This window comes from Sunxiuqinia sp. A32, assembly GCF_052690465.1.
The window spans coordinates 13,619-30,774 of sequence record NZ_JBQYLI010000031.1; the positions used below are offsets into that span (position 1 = coordinate 13,619).

Sequence of the window (17,156 nt, forward strand, 5' to 3'; positions counted from 1 at the left end):
ATCATGTTAGACTTAGATCTTTGGAAAGAAATATTAAGCGCCTTGAAGAAAAACCGCATGCGTAGTTTCATGACCGCTTTCGGTGTCTTCTGGGGGATTTTTATGCTCATCATTATGTCTGGTGCAGGAAAAGCTCTCGAAAATGGAGTGATGGATGGCATCAGAGCATTTGCCAGCAATTCAGCTTTCTTCTGGACAGAACGTACAAGTGTTCCCTACGAAGGGTTTAAACGCGGCAGAAGCTGGAACTACAGCAATAACGACGTAGAATATATTCGTCAGAATGTGCGAGAAATTGAATACCTCTCTCCCCGTCTATTTGGATACAGTCAGGGTGGAGGAGACAATACGATCAGAGGTGAACGAACCGGATCATTCAATATTTATGGTGACTATCCGGATTATTTCAAGATTGATCCTTGGACTCCGATTGAAGGGCGCCTGATCAATGAAATTGACGTAAAGCAAAAACGCAAAGTTTGCATTATTGGAGAGCGTGTTCGTGAGGTCATGTTTGACAAAGACGAAGATGCCGTTGGACAATACCTCAAAGTGAGTGGAGTATATTTTCAGGTAGTTGGAGTAATTCATCCCGAAACCAGAATTGGATTTGGTGGTCGAAAAGAAGAAACCATTATCATTCCATTTAGCACCATGCAACAAGCATATAACTACGGAGATGATATCCATTTCTTTTCCGTCACTTCAGAAAAAGGGACACCTGTTAGCGTGCTGGAAGAAAAACTAAAAACACTACTAAAAAAACGGCATCATATTGCTCCGGAAGACAACCAGGCTGTTGCTTCTTTCAATATTGAAGTTGAATGGATTAAGTACAGTGGATTGTTCAAGGGCATCCAACTATTAACATGGATTGTTGGCATCGGAACCTTGTTTGCCGGGGTGATTGGAGTGAGCAACATCATGTTGGTAATCATTAAAGAACGCACACAGGAAATCGGAATCCAACGAGCCATTGGTGCAACACCAGGGAAGATCATTACTCACATTGTTGCAGAGAGTGTTTTTCTAACAACCATGGCAGGCTACATCGGTCTTTCACTGGGAGTAGGCCTGCTTGAACTTGCAAACATGGCACTTGAGAGTGGCAACCCGGATGAAATCTTCTTCCGAAGACCCGAGTTTAGCTTTGATATGGCAATGATGGCATTAGCTGTTCTAATAATATCCGGAATTTTAGCAGGTTTGATTCCTGCAAAACGAGCGATTAGTATTAAACCGATTGATGCAATTCGCGACGAATAAAAATAAACAATAGAAAACAGAAACAATAAAAAACCATTCACGATGAAAAAGATTTTTAAAATTTTAGGGATCGTCATACTAATAGGTATTTTCGGAGGAACGATCGTATTCCTTTACTCAAAATCCCAAAAGAAACCAGATGTATTTGAAACCAAAACTCCTTTTGTTTCAAATGTAATTAAAAAGACAGTTGCAACCGGGTCGGTTGTTCCAAGACAGGAAATTGAGATTAAACCTCAGGTATCAGGAATTATTGATGAAATTTATATTGAGGCTGGCGACTTTGTAAAAAAAGACCAGGTAATCGCCCGAATCAAAATTATTCCAGATATGGTTAATCTGAACTCTGCAGAATCACGTTTGAACCGAGCACAAATCAACTATGAAGATGCTAAGATTGATTACGACCGCCAACAAAAACTATTTGATAAAAACGTAATCTCTTATGAAGAGTTCAAGAATTCGAAAGTATCGTATGATTCTGCAAAAGAAGAAGTAAGCGCTGCTGAAAACAACTTGGAATTGATAAAAAACGGAGTCACAAAAAAAGCAAAAACAGCTACCAACACGTTGGTTCGTTCAACCATCAATGGTATGGTACTTGATGTACCAATTAAAGAAGGTAATTCGGTAATTCAAGCCAATACATTTAACGATGGAACCACTATTGCAGCAGTGGCAGATATGCAGGATATGATTTTTGAAGGCAAAGTGGATGAAACTGAAGTTGGAAAAATTAGAGAGGGAATGCCAATTGAGTTAGAAATTGGAGCCATTGAGAAAGAAAAATTTGAAGCTGTTCTTGAATATATTTCTCCAAAAGGAGTAGAAGAAAATGGAGCAATTCAATTCGAAATTAAAGCGGATGTAAACCTTAAGAATGATCAGTTTATTCGCGCCGGATATTCAGCAAACGCCAATATCGTGCTTGATCGCAGAGACAGTGTGATGGTTATTCCTGAAGGTATGTTGAAGTTTGAAAACGACTCAGCTTTTGTTGAAGTACTCACAAACGAAGAAGAACATCAGTTTGAAAAACGTAAAGTGGAAACCGGGCTTTCCGATGGAATTAACATTGAAATTGTATCAGGCATTAGCAAAGAAGATAAGGTTAAAGGAGACAAAATGGATCCTAAAAAACTAAAAGAACAAGAAAATAAGGGTTAAGCCAGCTTCATCTCAGTATGAATGATTAAATTAGCTCAATCAAAAAACTAAAAAGGATTTGACATGAAACACCTCATCTATATTGTTGTTGCCAGCATATTCTTTTCCGGCACTCTTCAGGCGCAGGGAAAATGGGACTTACGAAAGTGTATCAATTATGCTTTGGAAAACAACATCCAAATAAAACAACAAGGTATCAGTGCCGAATATTCTGGCAATGAACTGCAACAAGCAAAAAACAATCGGCTCCCAAGCTTAAGTGGGAACCTTTCCAATAACTTTAGTTTTGGCCGATCTCAACAGGGAGACGGTACCTACGACAATTTTAATTCAAACACCACTTCTGCAGGATTAAGTGCAGGAATAACTCTCTGGAATGGTTCCGTACTGAACAACTCAATAGCTGCTGCTGAGTTCACGTTGAAAGCAAATTTGGAGAATCTCCAGAAAGCGAAAGACGATATTTCCCTTTACATTGCAGCTGCTTATTTGGAAATTCTTTTTTCGGAGGAATTAATTCAGGTTGCAAAAGATCAGCTTGAAGTTACTGAACTTCAAATTGACAGAACATCAAAACTCGTTGACGCAGGAAGCCTTGCAAAGGGAAGTTTACTTGAAATTGAAGCTCAATACGCACGTGAAGAATTGGCTCTTGTAAACGAAGAAAATCGCTTACAACTAGCTTATCTTAATCTGTACCAACTTTTGGAACTTCCTTCAACTGAAAGTTTTGAAATTGAAGAGCCAATTTTGCCTGTGATAACAGCTAATCGCGCATTGCTCAACTCCATGGATATTTTTAGAAATGCGGTTCAAATTCGACCAGAAATAAAAAGTGCTGTCTATCAACTGGAAGCATATAAAAAGCAGGTTGCAATTGCAAAAGGGCAACTGTATCCTAGCTTGAGTCTTGGAGGTGATTATTCAAACTGGTATAATAACAAATACCCCAGTTCGTTCAATGAACAGTTAAAGGGTAATGAAGGGTACGGATTCGGGTTAAACATGAGAATTCCAATCTTCAATAAGTTCCAGGCTCGCACTCAGATAGACAATGCGGAGTTGCAGGTAATGAGTCAGGAATTGGAAGTACAAAATACAAAGAACACGCTTCGTCAGGATATTGAGCAGGCATACACCAATGCACTGGCTGCTTTAAAGCGCTACATGGCAAATGATAAAGCCGTTACTTCCATGCAAGAAGCTTTTCGTTATATCGAAGAAAAATTCAATGTTGGGATGGTCAATTCAGTTGAATACAACCTGGCAAAAAATAACCTTGCAAAAGCGAAAAGTGATTTAGCACAAGCTAAATACGACTATATCTTCCGAACAAAAATCCTCGATTTCTACAACGGAACGGAAGTTGAATTATAAGTCACAAAAAAGGGTTGTCGATTGACAACCCTTTTTCAATGTATCTCATTTTTTATTATACTCCAATTACCAGGTTAACCACAGACAATGCTGCAATAATCCACATTAACCAGGATACTTCATCAAACTTGCCAGCAACCGATTTCAATATCACATAGGAAACAAATCCGAATGATAAACCGATAGATATACTAAAGGTCAGTGGCATTAATATGATTGTTAAGAATGCAGGAATCGCTTCCGAAAAATCAGAGAAGTTGATTTCCTTGATATTTTTGAACATATATACTCCAACAATAATTAGAGCAGGAGCTGTTGCATATCCTGGAACAATTCCAATTAGTGGTGCAAAAAACAAAGCTAAAATAAATAATCCGGCAGTGATAACCGACGCAAAACCTGTTTTTGCTCCATTGGCAATCCCCGACGCTGATTCAATATATGTAGTAGTAGTACTGGTACCCAACAAAGAACCAGCAACAGTTGCAACTGCATCTGCTTCAAGAATACGATCTACATGTTCAACCTTGCCATCTTTATCAACAAAACCAGCTTCGTACGAACAAGCAACAATGGTCCCCACCGAATCAAACAAGTCAACAAACATGAATGAGAAAATTGCACCAATCAATGCAAAACTCAATGCAGATAAAATATCAAGTTCAAGAAGCAACGGGCTTATCGATGGTGGCATGGAAACAAACGCTTCCGGTGCCTGAACTTGTCCAAAAACTATTGCGATACCAGTTGTAATAATAATCCCGTAGAAAATACCCCCACGAACTCTTTTCACTTCAAGAACCGCAGTAATGATCAAACCAACAATGCCGATTATTAACGTTGGAGTAAATTCTCCTAATCCAACGTAAGTAGCAGGATTTGCAACTACAAGCCCCATGTTTTTAAATCCGATAAAGGAAATAAACAAACCAATACCAGCGCCCGTAGCCAAACGTAAAGCAATAGGAATCGTGTGGATAATCTTAGTCCGGATTCCAGTAACTGTCAAAGCCAGGAAAATCACACCAGAAATAAAAACAACACCAAGAGCAGTCTGCCAAGGAACACCAGCACCTAAAACCAAGGTGTATGTAAAGAAAGCATTTAGTCCCATTCCCGGAGCCATTGCGTATGGCACTTTTGCCCAAACACCAGCCAAAATGGTACCAATTACAGAAGCAAGGATTGTAACAGTTATCAGTGCACTTTTATCCATTCCTGCATCACCCAAAATAGCGGGATTCACAAAAATGATGTAAGCCATTGTTAGAAAAGTAGTAGCTCCACCAATAATTTCCTTCTTATAAGAAGAACCTCGTAAGGATATACCAAAATATTTATCGATCATAGTTATTCATTTTAGAGGTTAGAAAGTCCACTTTGCACCTAAGGTTGGCATCACATTAAAACCTTCCATTCCTCCAAAATTGCTACTTAGCTCAATTTCAGATCCAAAAGAGAAATGTTCACATACGTTATACCAGATTTGTGGTTCGGTTAAGAATACAAATTTTGTTTCGTTAGTTCCAAATACAAAATCTTCACGCCAGAAATCAGCAAAACCGTTAAATGAGAGTTTATTATTTGCAAAATTCAGGTACCAAACTCCAGTTAATTGAAATGAAGCATCATGTTTTCCCCTGATATTTTTATAAAGAGCTTGTAACGTAAAACCTCGGGAAAAATCTTCAGCATTCCATGAATACTCAAAACCACCTAACCAAGCATCTTCAATCTGGTAGGCACCACCGGCATCACCAGCTTTCCATTGTCCAAATCCCCCATTATACTCAATATGAGCAGCAAATGGCGATTTGCCTAACTTAAACGCACGGGCAATTTCCCAATATGCTAAACTAACACCATCAACATCACCGGCACCGTAATCCATGTCGATAAAAAAGAAGGTACTACCCGCTTTGTCAGGACGGAACATTTCAACGGTCGTTGTTAAGTACCCCCTATCTTTACCCATGTCATAGTGAGTTTGAAGGTTCTGTGCCGCAGCACCTAAGGTAAGCACACCTACCAATAAGATCAGTAAAAATTTCTTCATTGTTGTAAAATTTAAAGTGTAGTAAAAGTTGGGGCAAAAATAATAAAAATCAAATACGTCGATATTATTAAAAATCATTCACTTTGAGACTTTTGTCAATTTAATTGTTTAATTGTATATTGATAAACGATCCGTTCTATTTGCTTTTATTAATTTGAATATTGGTAATTCCTAATTTTATTAATATGAAAAAATATACTCGCAGGGAATTTGTTAAGACAGGAATAGCTGGTGCTTCAGTCGTTTCTGCTGGAATGGTTTTTTCAGGAACTACATTTGGATCAAACTCCCAAATTGATCAGGTAGAATTAGGCAAAACAGGGTTGAAAGTGTCGAGATTAGCCCTTGGATGTGGCACAAATAGTTGGGGAAGAAAATCTGAATTCACCCGTGCCGGGCTTGAAACTTTCAAAAATGTTGCAAGATACGCCCATGAAAGAGGTGTCACGTTTTTTGACACTGCCGATCTGTATGGCACGCATACTTACGTAAAGGAAGTGCTAAAAGAAATACCAAGAGACCAATGCCAGGTGATGACCAAAATATGGACAACTGACAACGACTGGAACACAGTTGCTCCTGTAAGTGAAACTCTTGATCGGTTTAAAAAGGAACTGGGAACAGATTACTTTGATATTGTATTACTTCATTGCATGTTGGACGGAAAGTGGGTTACCGAGAAAAAAGAATTTCGGGATCAGCTATCCGAGCAAAAACAAAAAGGCATTGTGAAAACAGTAGGCGTTTCCTGTCATAACATTGATGCGCTAAGAGTTGCTGCAACTGATCCGTGGGTTGACATTATTTTAGCACGAATCAATCCCCAACAAATTCACATGGACGGCTCCCCAAATGAAATTATGGAAATATTGGCAACTGCCACCAGAAAAGGCAAAGGCGTATTAGGAATGAAAATTTTTGGTGCTGGAGAAATAAAAGATGAAGAGCTTCGTGAAAAATCATTAAACTATGTTTTAAAATGCAATAAAGTTCATGCAATAACAATTGGCATGGAAAAAAAAGAATATATTGAAGATTCTGTAGAACGAATCACCAGAATAACAAAAAACCTTTAACGACAAGAATCTTCAAATTCACAACCTGAAAATTTATGAATCAAAAACTTGCGAATGAAGGACTTACCCAGTTCTATCAAAATTCTTTCAGAGAAAACTGGGACATGCCAATTTTTTCCGATTATGGAGGTGCTAATTATAGCTATCAAGAAGCTGCTCAAATCATTAACAAGCTTCACATCTTTCTAAAAGAAAGCAATATTCGTCAAGGAGACCGGATTGCATTGCTGGGGAGAAACTCATCGAATTGGGGAATAACTTTTATTGCAATTATGGGCTATGGCGCTGTTGCTGTACCCATACTTCCAGACTTCAACCCGTCTGATGTTCATCACATGATCAATCATTCCGCATCAAAAATTCTATTTGCAGCAGATCAGCTATTTGAAAAAATTGATTTTTCAGAGATGAAGCAATTGGAATCAGTTATAAGTCTTGTAAACTTTTCGTTATTGGTTGATAACAAGTCAAAAGCACAACAAGCCTGGAACAATAGCTTAAAAGTTGATGCAATTAAAAATATAAGCCCCGAAGATTTTAGCTTAAATGAAATTGAAAATGAAGCGTTATGTGTGATCTCCTATACTTCGGGAACTTCGGGATTCACCAAAGGAGTTATGATTCCTGCAAGAAGCCTTCTTTCAAACATTATCTATGCGCGTGAACACATGCCTCTGAAAGCTGGTCATAAAATAGTTTCTTTCCTGCCAATGGCTCATGTTTTTGGTTTATTGTTTGAATTTTTATTTCCTGTCACTCTGGGGTGTCACATTACATTCTTAACCAAAGCGCCAACACCACAAATTATAATTAAAGCGTTTAAAGAAGTCCAGCCAAATCTCATATTATCTGTTCCGCTGGTTATTGAAAAAATTTATAAAAAACGGATTTTACCCACACTCGAAAAACCAGTGATGAAAATCCTTTTAAAAATCCCAGTTTTATCTTCTATCCTTAAAAAGAAAATAAAGGGAAAACTGATTGAAACTTTTGGGTCCCGTTTCTTTGAAATTGTTATTGGAGGTGCACCTTTAAGCAAAGATGTCGAAGTATTTTTCAGAGAAATTGGCTTTCCTTTTACCATTGGCTATGGAATGACTGAATGCGGCCCGCTTATATCGTATGACGCATGGGATACAACTCAACCGTCATCGGCTGGGAAACTGGTAGATCGAATGGAAGTCAAAATTGACTCTGAAGATCCGTTTAATATTGTTGGAGAGATTTTGGTTAAGGGCTCCAACGTCATGCTTGGTTATTACAAAAATGAGGAGGCAACCCGTGAGGCAATTGATGAAGATGGCTGGCTTCACACTGGTGACCTTGGAGTAATTGACTCCAATAATTATATATTTATCCGCGGTAGAAGTAAAAATATGCTACTCGGTCCATCAGGTCAAAACATTTACCCTGAAGAGATAGAAGCTAAACTATCAAATTTGCCATATATTCAGGAATGTGTGGTTACGGAAAGAGAGGGTAAACTAGTTGCATTGGTGTTTGCTGACCCTGAGAGTGTGCAAGCAGATAATTTGGATGCAGGTTCTCTTACCTCAGAAATGGAAAATAATCGAAAACATGCAAACCGTGAACTTCCAAAATACAGCCAGATAAGTAAAATCGAACTCGTAAAAGTGGAGTTTCAGAAAACTCCAAAACGAAACATCAAACGCTACTTATACACATAAAAAAATAAGGAAAAAAAGCCGGTTCAAATGATCCGGCAATTTTTCCTTATAAAATGGGTTGATTGGGAAGAAACTAATCTATTCTTTAATTCTTTGAATTATACTTTAGTAACCCCCTATTTTTTAATAATACATGAACGTATGCTTTTTTTACGGGAACCCCCCGTTTTTTTTGATGAACGTCATTTTTTTGCGTTATTATGTTTATAACCATTTATCAAAAGCAGCGTTTATATAACGATTTGCTTTATAAAGTTGCTCAAAAGTAGCAACTGCTTCATTTACGAAGTCTTCTCTCAACACAATTTCATCATTTATTTGGCGACCAAAGGCATATGATTTATAGCGAAGCAATTCAATATCTTCAAATTCTTTTGGAAAACCTTTCGGAGCAGTTTTCAATTGATCGCCATGAATTGAATCAAAATATTTCTTAAAATCTTTATCATTGATAATTTCTTTAAAGCCCTCCGCATTGTCATAAATCTCCGAACGAATTGCTTTTAAACGGTCAGCCTGTGGCATCCAAACCCCACCACCTAAAAATGAGTTCCCGGGCTCAATGTGTATATAATATCCCGCACTTTCCCCTTTCCTACCTGTCTTTGTAATAAAACTCCCCATATGAGTTTTATACGGTGTTTTATCCTTAGAAAATCTGACATCCCGAAATATTCTAAATAAGCAGTCTTTTGGAGCAATAAATGAAATCTCACTGTCAAACTTTCCAATTTCCTGAATCATTAATTCAGTTAAAAACAACATCTGATCTTTCCTCTCCTGGTATTTTTCGCGGTTCTTATCGAACCACTCTTTGTGATTATTTTTTTTCAATTCGTTTAGAAAATTCATCAATATCTTCATGGAAATTTGATTATTGGATTTGTGTTAAAATCATAATTAAGTCAACATAAAATTACATGGAAAAATTTAAAATCGTTTGTTACTTTTGTCACAAACATTTGAGTTGTTGAAAAAGTTTGCAATTATAGTAGCTGGTGGGAAAGGTGCCAGAATGGGAGATTCAACACCTAAACAATTTCTTCTTTTATCTGGAAGACCTATATTAATGCATACCATTAATCGGTTCTTCACATTTGACCCCGAAATCGAAATTATCCTTGTTCTTCCCGAAGGCCAACTTTCAGAATGGGAGTTACTATGTAAAAACCACAATTTTAATATTCCCCATAAAATCACAAAAGGTGGAACTACTCGTTTCATCTCAGTAAACAATGGTCTTTCTTTAATTGAGGAAGAAGGTATTGTTTTTATCCATGATGGCGTACGGCCATTGGTATCAAACCAAACAATACTAAATTGTATGGATGGAGCTCAAAAGTACAACTGTGCAATTCCAGTCATTCAGCTCACCGATTCTATCCGTCAGTTTACCGATGTTAGCAACATGGCAGTAGACCGTAGTCAATACAGACTGGTGCAAACACCTCAAACATTTAATATTCGCTTGCTAAAAGAGGCATTTCAAAAGATTGACGGCACTAACTTCACTGATGATGCTTCTGTTTTCGAAGCTGCTGGTCACAAAATCACCTTGATCGATGGAAACCCTGAGAATATTAAAATAACCACTCCTTCGGATCTTAAGATTGCTGAAATCTTCCTTCAATCCGAAAAATAAGTAGTTTACGCTTTTTGTTCTTCATTCCTCGATTTATTTCTTCATTCGCCGATTCTCGTCATAGAAACTTTGAGTAATTAAATAGTTTTGCGCGGTAATATTATTTTTACGAAGAAACAACGGAAACTATAAACACTATTTAAGTTTCCCTGTTCTAATAAAGTATATATTTGCAGCCATGAATGATCGGAAAACATTTATTATTGAACAAACCGGGCAATTATACTTGCGTCACGGAATACGTAGCGTGACCATGGATGACGTGGCTTCAGAACTGGGAATATCGAAAAAAACCTTATATCAACTTTTTAGTGACAAGGCCGACCTGGTCGAACAAGTTGTTAATCATTATCTCATGAAGGATGAAGATTTTCATGCGGATGACATGGTTTCATTAAATGCAATTGACCGGGTACTTTGGATTCGTGAACACATTTCACAAATGCTCAAACTTTTTAATAATAATCTTGAATACGATTTAAAGAAAAGCTATCCAAAGGTCTATAAAAAAATAACAGAATATAAACGCCGACGCATCTATGAGGACAATATATCCATCATGGAACAAGGGAAAAGTGAAGGATTATTCAGACAAGAGGTTGACAATGATCTAATGGCAAGAATAGCCGTTGGCCGCTTTCTCCTCATTTTTAACCCGGATCATGAAATATTCAACGAAGAAGAAGTGAGAGACATGAATTTATTTGATAAGATTTTAGACTATCACTTTTACGGTATCTGCACAGAAAAAGGAATTAAATACTTTAAACAACAATTAAACAATGTTCAGAATGAAAATTAAGACGAAACAGCTTCTAACCTTACTGTTGTTTTTTGCAATGGCAGGGATTGTTCAGGCCCAAGACGATCTTAAGTTTACTTTAGGCGAGGCTCAGGAATACGCACTAAAGAACTCTTATGTGGTTCAAAACAGTGGCCTTGATGTAGCAGCAGCCCGAAAAAAGGTATGGGAGACGATAGCCATGGGGCTTCCACAAGTTTCGGGAAACGCCAGTTATACAAACTTTTTAAACTTACCGGTATCTCTAATTCCTGGTGAATTCTTTGGTGAAGAAGCAGGAACTTATATCCCTGTGAAATTTGGACAGGACTATAATTCAGATTTTGGGTTCACAGTTGATCAGTTGATTTTTGATGGATCGTATATTGTTGGCGTTGGCTCTGCGAAGATTTATCTTCAAATGGCCACTCAAACAAAAGAAAAAACCGACATTGAAATTAAGCATGCCGTAGCTCAATCTTACTTCATGGTGCTGGCAGCCGAAGAGAATCTTCAGGTAATGAAAGAAAACCTTAGTAATTCTCAAAAGTTGGAAAGCGATACGAAAGCTCTTTATGAAAATGGGTTCTCCGAAGAACAGGATGTGGATCAAATGAAATTATTGGTTCAAAAAGCAGAAAACGAAATCCTCAAAGCCGCACGCGAAATCAGGGTCGCAAGAACAGTTTTAAAATACACCATGGGTGTAAATGTAGAAAGTGAAATTCAGTTAACTCAGTCTTTAGATGATTTTTTAGATCCTTTAATAAATAAAGAAGAGCACATTGCCGGTTTTGACTATTCGTCGCATATTGATTACCGGATGCTTGACACTCAAAGACAACTTAGCAAGAAGGAACTTATGCTTGCAAAATCAGCCTATCTTCCAAGAGTGAGTGGTTTTTATAACTGGTCAAAAACATCGTATGGAAATAGTGCGAACTTGTTTAAAAGGAGTGTTCCATGGTTCAAATCTTCATTGATTGGGTTAAATATTTCAGTGCCTATTTTTACCGCCGGACAGCAAATGGCAAAGGTAAAACAAGCCAAATTTTCGTACGAACAAGCTGAGAACAATCAAAAGCTTTCAGTTCAAACGCTACAAAAAGATTATTTAACCGCAATTGCGGATATTGAAAGTGCTGTTGATCAATACAAAAATGATATCGACAATAAGCAATTGGCTCGAAGAATTTACGACAAAACAACCATTAAGTACAACAATGGAATAAGCAGCAGTATCGAACTATCTCAAACTGAAACCCAATATATTCAGGCACAAGGAGCCTGGGTTGCTTCGGTTATTCAACTGCTCAATTCTAAAATTAATCTCGACAAAGCAATCGGAAAACTTTAAACAATTAATACAATGAACAAGACATTTACTAACAGGAAAATTTTCAACCAATTTATGGCAATCGTTCTGATTGTTGTATTGGCTTCATGTTCAGCTGGCAATGCAGAGAACGATAGTGAAAAGTCCAAGCAAGCTCAGTTGGCAGAATATAAGCAGCAGGTTCACGATTTAGAACTTAAAATCTCTCAACTTGAAAAAGAATTGAAATCTACAGCTACAGTTGATTATGTTGATGTAGTATTGAATGAAATCACGTCTCAAACTTTCGAACACTTTTTTGAAGTTACCGGAAGTGTTGAAGCCGATCAGGAAGTAAACGTAAGTCCGGAAGGTTCAGGTCAAATACTTGCAATAAAAGTAAAAGAAGGGCAGCGGGTTACAAAAGGTACCGTTTTGGCAACGCTTAATTCGGAACCCATTGACCGGACAATTGACGAAATAAAAATTAACCTGGAACTGGCAAAAACTACTTTTGAGCGCCAAAAAAATCTTTGGGATCAAAACATCGGTTCCGAACTTCAATTTCTTCAGGCAAAATCAACAAAAGAATCTTTGGAAAAGCAGATGGAAAGCTTAATGGCACAAAAAGATATGTCAATAATTAAAGCGCCACTTGACGGTATCATTGATGTAATCTACCAAAAAGAAGGTCAGATTGCAAGTCCTCAAATGCCTTTTGCAAAGCTTGTAAACATCGATAAAATCAAAGTATACGCTGATGTCGCTGAATCCTATTTAACGAAGATTCACGAGGGAGACGAAGTACTCATCAGCTTCCCGGCCATTGATAAAAATGTGTCAACGAAAATTCAATTAATTGGCAATTACATTGATCCCAACAACCGAACTTTCCGTATTCGCCTGGATTTACAGAATAAGGACAAATTAATTAAGCCTAATTTGGAAGCGGTTGTTAAAATTCGCGACTATGTTGCTGAAAATGCAATCGTTATTCCTTCACTATTGATAAAGGAAGATTTTAAAGGCAAATACACATTTATTGCTGAAAAAAAATCGAACCTCCTAACTGCAAAAAAAATCTATATAAACCCGGGAGTTTCCAACAATAATATGACCGAGGTTAAAGATGGTCTTGCAACAGGAGTACAAATTATCTCGGAAGGATTTAGCCAGGTTGTTGATAGTTCCCCAATAAAGGCAAATTAATAATGTCCATAGTTTTTCAGTTGAAAAAATAATAGCATGGTTAAAGATAAATCAAGCGAAAATTCGCAAAATATATCCCGAAAATTTAAGCCAACTTTTCTGGCTTTAAAGAATAAAACCACGGTCTATATTCTAACGGGTATGCTGGTATTCTTTGGGTTGTTTTCCTACAACAATATGCCCCGAGAATCATTCCCCGAGATAGTAATACCGTATATTTTTGTACAAACAATTTATCCTGGAAACTCTCCAGTTGATATAGAAAACCTGATTACCCGTCCTATTGAGAAAGAATTAAAAGGAATGGATGGGGTAAAAAAAGTATCCTCTGCGTCGTATCAGGACGTTAGTACAATTGTTGTTGAATTTAGTACAAATGTGGAAATCAAGCAGGCCTTGCAGGACACCAAAGACAACGTGGACAAAGCCCGCTCAGATCTGCCTGGTGATTTGGAAAATGATCCATTGGTTATGGACCTTAACTTTTCCGAATTCCCAATCATGAATGTTAATATTTCCGGAGATTTCAGTATGCGTGAACTGAAAGAATACGCTGAAATCTTACAAGACGAATTTGAAAGTTTAACTGAAATTTCAGAAGCTAATATTCGTGGTATCGATGATCGTGAGATCCAAATTAATGTTGATCCTTATAAGCTCGAAGCCCGGGGAATGAGCTATGACGACCTGGCTTTCGCTCTGCAAATGGAAAATGTGACTATTGGCGCAGGTGAGTTTACAGCGGATAATACACGTCGTGTGGTCCGTACTGAAGCAGATTACACAAGCATGGATCAAATTAGAAACACCATCATCAAACTGAATGAAGGAAAACCGGTTTATGTTCGCGACGTTGCTGATGTTGTTGACGGATACAAGGAAAAATCAACGATTTCCAGATTAGATAACAGACCTGTTGTAAGTTTGGCTGTAACCAAAAAAAGTGGGGCAAATATACTTGATGCAACCGCCAAAGTAAACAAGATTTTAAAAGATCAGGTTGACGCGGGTTATCTACCCAAAAACTTGGAAATCGTAGTTACTGATGACATGTCGACCTACGTAAAAAACGACATTGCCAACCTCGAGAACAGTATCATTCTGGGTATGATCCTGGTGATTTTCGTATTGTTCTTATTCCTCGGATTCCGAAATGCACTATTTTCAGGACTGGCTATTCCAATGTCAATGTTCATTTCGTTTATCGTGCTTGATCAATCTGGAATCACATTGAACTCAATGGTTTTGTACGGTTTGATTCTGGCATTGGGTATGTTGGTTGACAACGCAATCGTAGTGGTTGAAAACGTGTATCGCCTTTATGGGTCAGGTTATTCGCGCCTACAAGCAACAAAGAAAGGGGTGAGTGAAATTGCTTTCCCAATTATTTCGTCCACCTTAACAACATTGGCGGCTTTTGTACCTCTAATGTTTTGGGAGGGCATTGTTGGAGAGTTTATGGGTATTCTTCCACAAACATTGATAATCGTACTTGCTTCATCCTTGTTCGTTGCATTAATACTAAATCCTCCGTTCATCGCATCATTCATGGTTATTGATGATATTCGAACAAAAGCAAATTGGCAAAAATCGTTTAAGAATGCAGGTATCCTTACTGCAATTGCTATCGTATTTTACGTTGCTAAAATTTACCTATTAGGTAACATTCTGGCTACAGTTGTCATTTTCATGGTTCTTAATGTAATTGCATTTAGGCCATTGGCTCGCTGGTTTCAAACACGATTTTTGGTGTGGCTGGAAAACTTCTATGAAAAACAACTTCGTTTTGCACTTACAGGCTGGAAACCAGTTTTATATTTTACCGGAACGTTCTTATTGTTGATTTTTTCAATCATATTTTATGGAATCCGTCAGCCTAGCGTGGTTTTCTTCCCAGATACTGATCCGCAGACAATCTTTGTCACCATGGAACTTCCATTAGGAACATCTATCGACAAAACAGATGAAGTTTCAAGAAAAGTTGAAGGGATTATCAATAAAACTGTTGAGCCGTATAAACACATCATAAAATCAGTAACAACCTCTGTTGGAAATGGAAAAGGAGGAATGTTTGAGTCGACCAATAGTCCAAATAAATCGCTGACCTCAATCTCTTTTGTTGAGTTCAAATTGCGTGACGGTTTGAATACCTCCAAAATCATGCAAGAAATTTCAGCAAACCTGAGAGGCTTTGTTGGTGCAAAAATATTTGTTGAAAAAGAAGATCAGGGCCCTCCGGTTGGAGCTCCGATTAACATTGAAGTAACTGGTGATAATTTTGAGGAATTGATTAAAATCACTGATGACTTTATGGGCTTAATCAATAATGATAACATTCCCGGAATTGATGAATTGAAATTGGACATCAATGTTCATCAACCCGAAATGCTAATCAAAGTGGATCGTGAAAAGGCTCGCAGATATGAACTTTCGACTCAAAAAATTGCAATGACTTTGCGTAATTCTTTGTACGGTTATGACGTCGGTGATTATAAAGAAGGCGAAGATGAATACGATATTTTCATCCGTTTGAAAGATGAATATCGCAACGATGTTTCAACACTCATGAACCAGAAACTGTTGGTCGAAGGAAATAAAATACCAATTTCCGCAGTGGCTGATTTTGAATATTCTTCGACCTACGACAAAGTAAATCGCATCGACCACAAAAGAGTTATCACCATTTCGTCAAACGTTGTTGAAGGGTATAATGCTAATGACATCAATGCACGAATTAAGCAGATTTTGGAAGAATATGAAATGCCTAACGGTTATGATTATGCATTTACCGGAGAACAACAGGAACAAGACGACAGCAGTCAATTCTTGATATTTGCGCTTCTGGTAGCAGTTGCATTAATCGGATTAATCCTTGTTACACAATTTAATTCTTTCATCCGCCCAATGATTATCATGATCACTGTATTATTCAGTACAATTGGCGTATTCCTCGGCTTAGCCACTTTCAAAATGGAATTTGTCATTATCATGACGGGGATCGGAATTATCTCGCTGGCAGGTATTGTAGTGAATAATGGAATTGTACTTATTGACTACATTGACCTGATGAGAAAAAGGAAACGTGAAGAATTAGGATATAGCGAAAAGGCATTTTTATCTCCAAAAGATGAAGTCGAATGTCTTGTACAGGCAGGAAAAACCAGGCTGCGCCCGGTTCTTTTAACAGCAATCACTACCGTTCTCGGGCTTGTGCCACTTGCTGTTGGTTTTAACTTTGATTTTATAGCCTTATACACGCATTTCGATCCCGACTTTTCATTAGGAGGAGAAAGTGTCGCATTTTGGGGACCAATGTCATGGACGGTTATTTTTGGATTGACATTCGCTACATTCCTTACCCTGCTTATTGCACCGGTAATGTATATGCTGACGATACGATTGAATTACCGTATTAAAAAATTGCTCGGTGTATTACCTGATGAAAACAGGCCACATGCAATAGAAATTACAGAAGAAGATTAAATCAAAATACCACAATGTGAAAGAGGCTGTCTCAAAAGAGATGGCCTCTTTTTATTTTCAGCGAAGAGTGGGAAAAAGATTGAAAGTTATCAATCT

The 17,156-nt window shown here is 37.6% G+C and carries 13 protein-coding genes; 10 read left to right on the top strand and 3 right to left on the bottom strand.

Annotated features, from left to right (window positions below; all coding sequences use genetic code 11):
* Positions 1-3 precede the first annotated feature (3 nt).
* From ACUNWD_RS20265 to ACUNWD_RS20275, 3 genes are all read left to right on the top strand, one after another.
* A complete protein-coding gene (locus ACUNWD_RS20265) occupies positions 4-1,266 on the top strand; it encodes an ABC transporter permease (protein ID WP_445589693.1) in 1,263 nt (420 codons plus the stop codon).
* A 42-nt stretch (positions 1,267-1,308) separates the two neighbouring features.
* Positions 1,309-2,433 (top strand): efflux RND transporter periplasmic adaptor subunit, encoded by a 1,125-nt coding sequence (locus ACUNWD_RS20270; protein WP_445589694.1) that lies wholly within the window; start codon positions 1,309-1,311, stop codon positions 2,431-2,433.
* 63 nt (positions 2,434-2,496) lie between these two features.
* On the top strand, positions 2,497-3,810 hold the full coding sequence (locus ACUNWD_RS20275) for a TolC family protein (protein WP_445589695.1): 1,314 nt from the start codon (positions 2,497-2,499) through the stop codon (positions 3,808-3,810).
* Between the two features lie 55 nt (positions 3,811-3,865).
* Here the strand turns inward: ACUNWD_RS20275 and ACUNWD_RS20280 are convergent, their stop codons facing one another.
* On the bottom strand, positions 3,866-5,158 hold the full coding sequence (locus ACUNWD_RS20280) for an NCS2 family permease (RefSeq protein WP_445589696.1): 1,293 nt from the start codon (positions 5,156-5,158) through the stop codon (positions 3,866-3,868).
* Between the two features lie 18 nt (positions 5,159-5,176).
* Entirely contained in the window at positions 5,177-5,866 is a 690-nt protein-coding gene (locus tag ACUNWD_RS20285) for a DUF5020 family protein (protein ID WP_445589697.1), read from the bottom strand.
* Between the two features lie 185 nt (positions 5,867-6,051).
* On the opposite strand from ACUNWD_RS20285, the gene ACUNWD_RS20290 reads away from it, so the two are divergent.
* Both ACUNWD_RS20290 and ACUNWD_RS20295 read left to right on the top strand, forming a co-directional pair.
* Complete coding sequence (locus tag ACUNWD_RS20290) at positions 6,052-6,942, top strand: aldo/keto reductase (protein ID WP_445589698.1); 891 nt, start codon at positions 6,052-6,054, stop codon at positions 6,940-6,942.
* Between the two features lie 35 nt (positions 6,943-6,977).
* Positions 6,978-8,630, top strand: coding sequence for an AMP-binding protein (locus ACUNWD_RS20295; RefSeq protein ID WP_445589699.1), 1,653 nt, complete (start codon positions 6,978-6,980; stop codon positions 8,628-8,630).
* A gap of 204 nt (positions 8,631-8,834) precedes the next feature.
* Here ACUNWD_RS20295 and ACUNWD_RS20300 read toward each other — a convergent pair whose 3' ends face one another.
* On the bottom strand, positions 8,835-9,494 hold the full coding sequence (locus ACUNWD_RS20300; protein WP_445589700.1) for a DUF2461 domain-containing protein: 660 nt from the start codon (positions 9,492-9,494) through the stop codon (positions 8,835-8,837).
* A gap of 106 nt (positions 9,495-9,600) precedes the next feature.
* Between ACUNWD_RS20300 and ACUNWD_RS20305 the strand changes: the two genes are divergently transcribed.
* The 5 genes from ACUNWD_RS20305 (at position 9,601) to ACUNWD_RS20325 (ending at position 17,060) form a co-directional block, all read left to right on the top strand.
* Positions 9,601-10,272 (top strand): 2-C-methyl-D-erythritol 4-phosphate cytidylyltransferase, encoded by a 672-nt coding sequence (locus ACUNWD_RS20305; RefSeq protein ID WP_445589701.1) that lies wholly within the window; start codon positions 9,601-9,603, stop codon positions 10,270-10,272.
* 178 nt (positions 10,273-10,450) lie between these two features.
* Positions 10,451-11,074 (top strand): TetR/AcrR family transcriptional regulator, encoded by a 624-nt coding sequence (locus tag ACUNWD_RS20310; RefSeq protein ID WP_445589702.1) that lies wholly within the window; start codon positions 10,451-10,453, stop codon positions 11,072-11,074.
* The gene (locus ACUNWD_RS20315) at positions 11,064-12,410 is read left to right on the top strand and encodes a TolC family protein (protein WP_445589703.1); all 1,347 of its coding nucleotides are present in this window, start codon (positions 11,064-11,066) and stop codon (positions 12,408-12,410) included. The genes ACUNWD_RS20310 and ACUNWD_RS20315 overlap by 11 nt, the downstream gene beginning before the upstream one ends.
* Before the next feature lie 12 nt (positions 12,411-12,422).
* Positions 12,423-13,577: an efflux RND transporter periplasmic adaptor subunit gene (locus ACUNWD_RS20320; RefSeq protein WP_445589704.1), complete on the top strand. Its 1,155-nt coding sequence runs from the start codon at positions 12,423-12,425 to the stop codon at positions 13,575-13,577.
* A gap of 36 nt (positions 13,578-13,613) precedes the next feature.
* Positions 13,614-17,060 (top strand): efflux RND transporter permease subunit, encoded by a 3,447-nt coding sequence (locus ACUNWD_RS20325; RefSeq protein WP_445589705.1) that lies wholly within the window; start codon positions 13,614-13,616, stop codon positions 17,058-17,060.
* Positions 17,061-17,156: the final 96 nt, after the last annotated feature.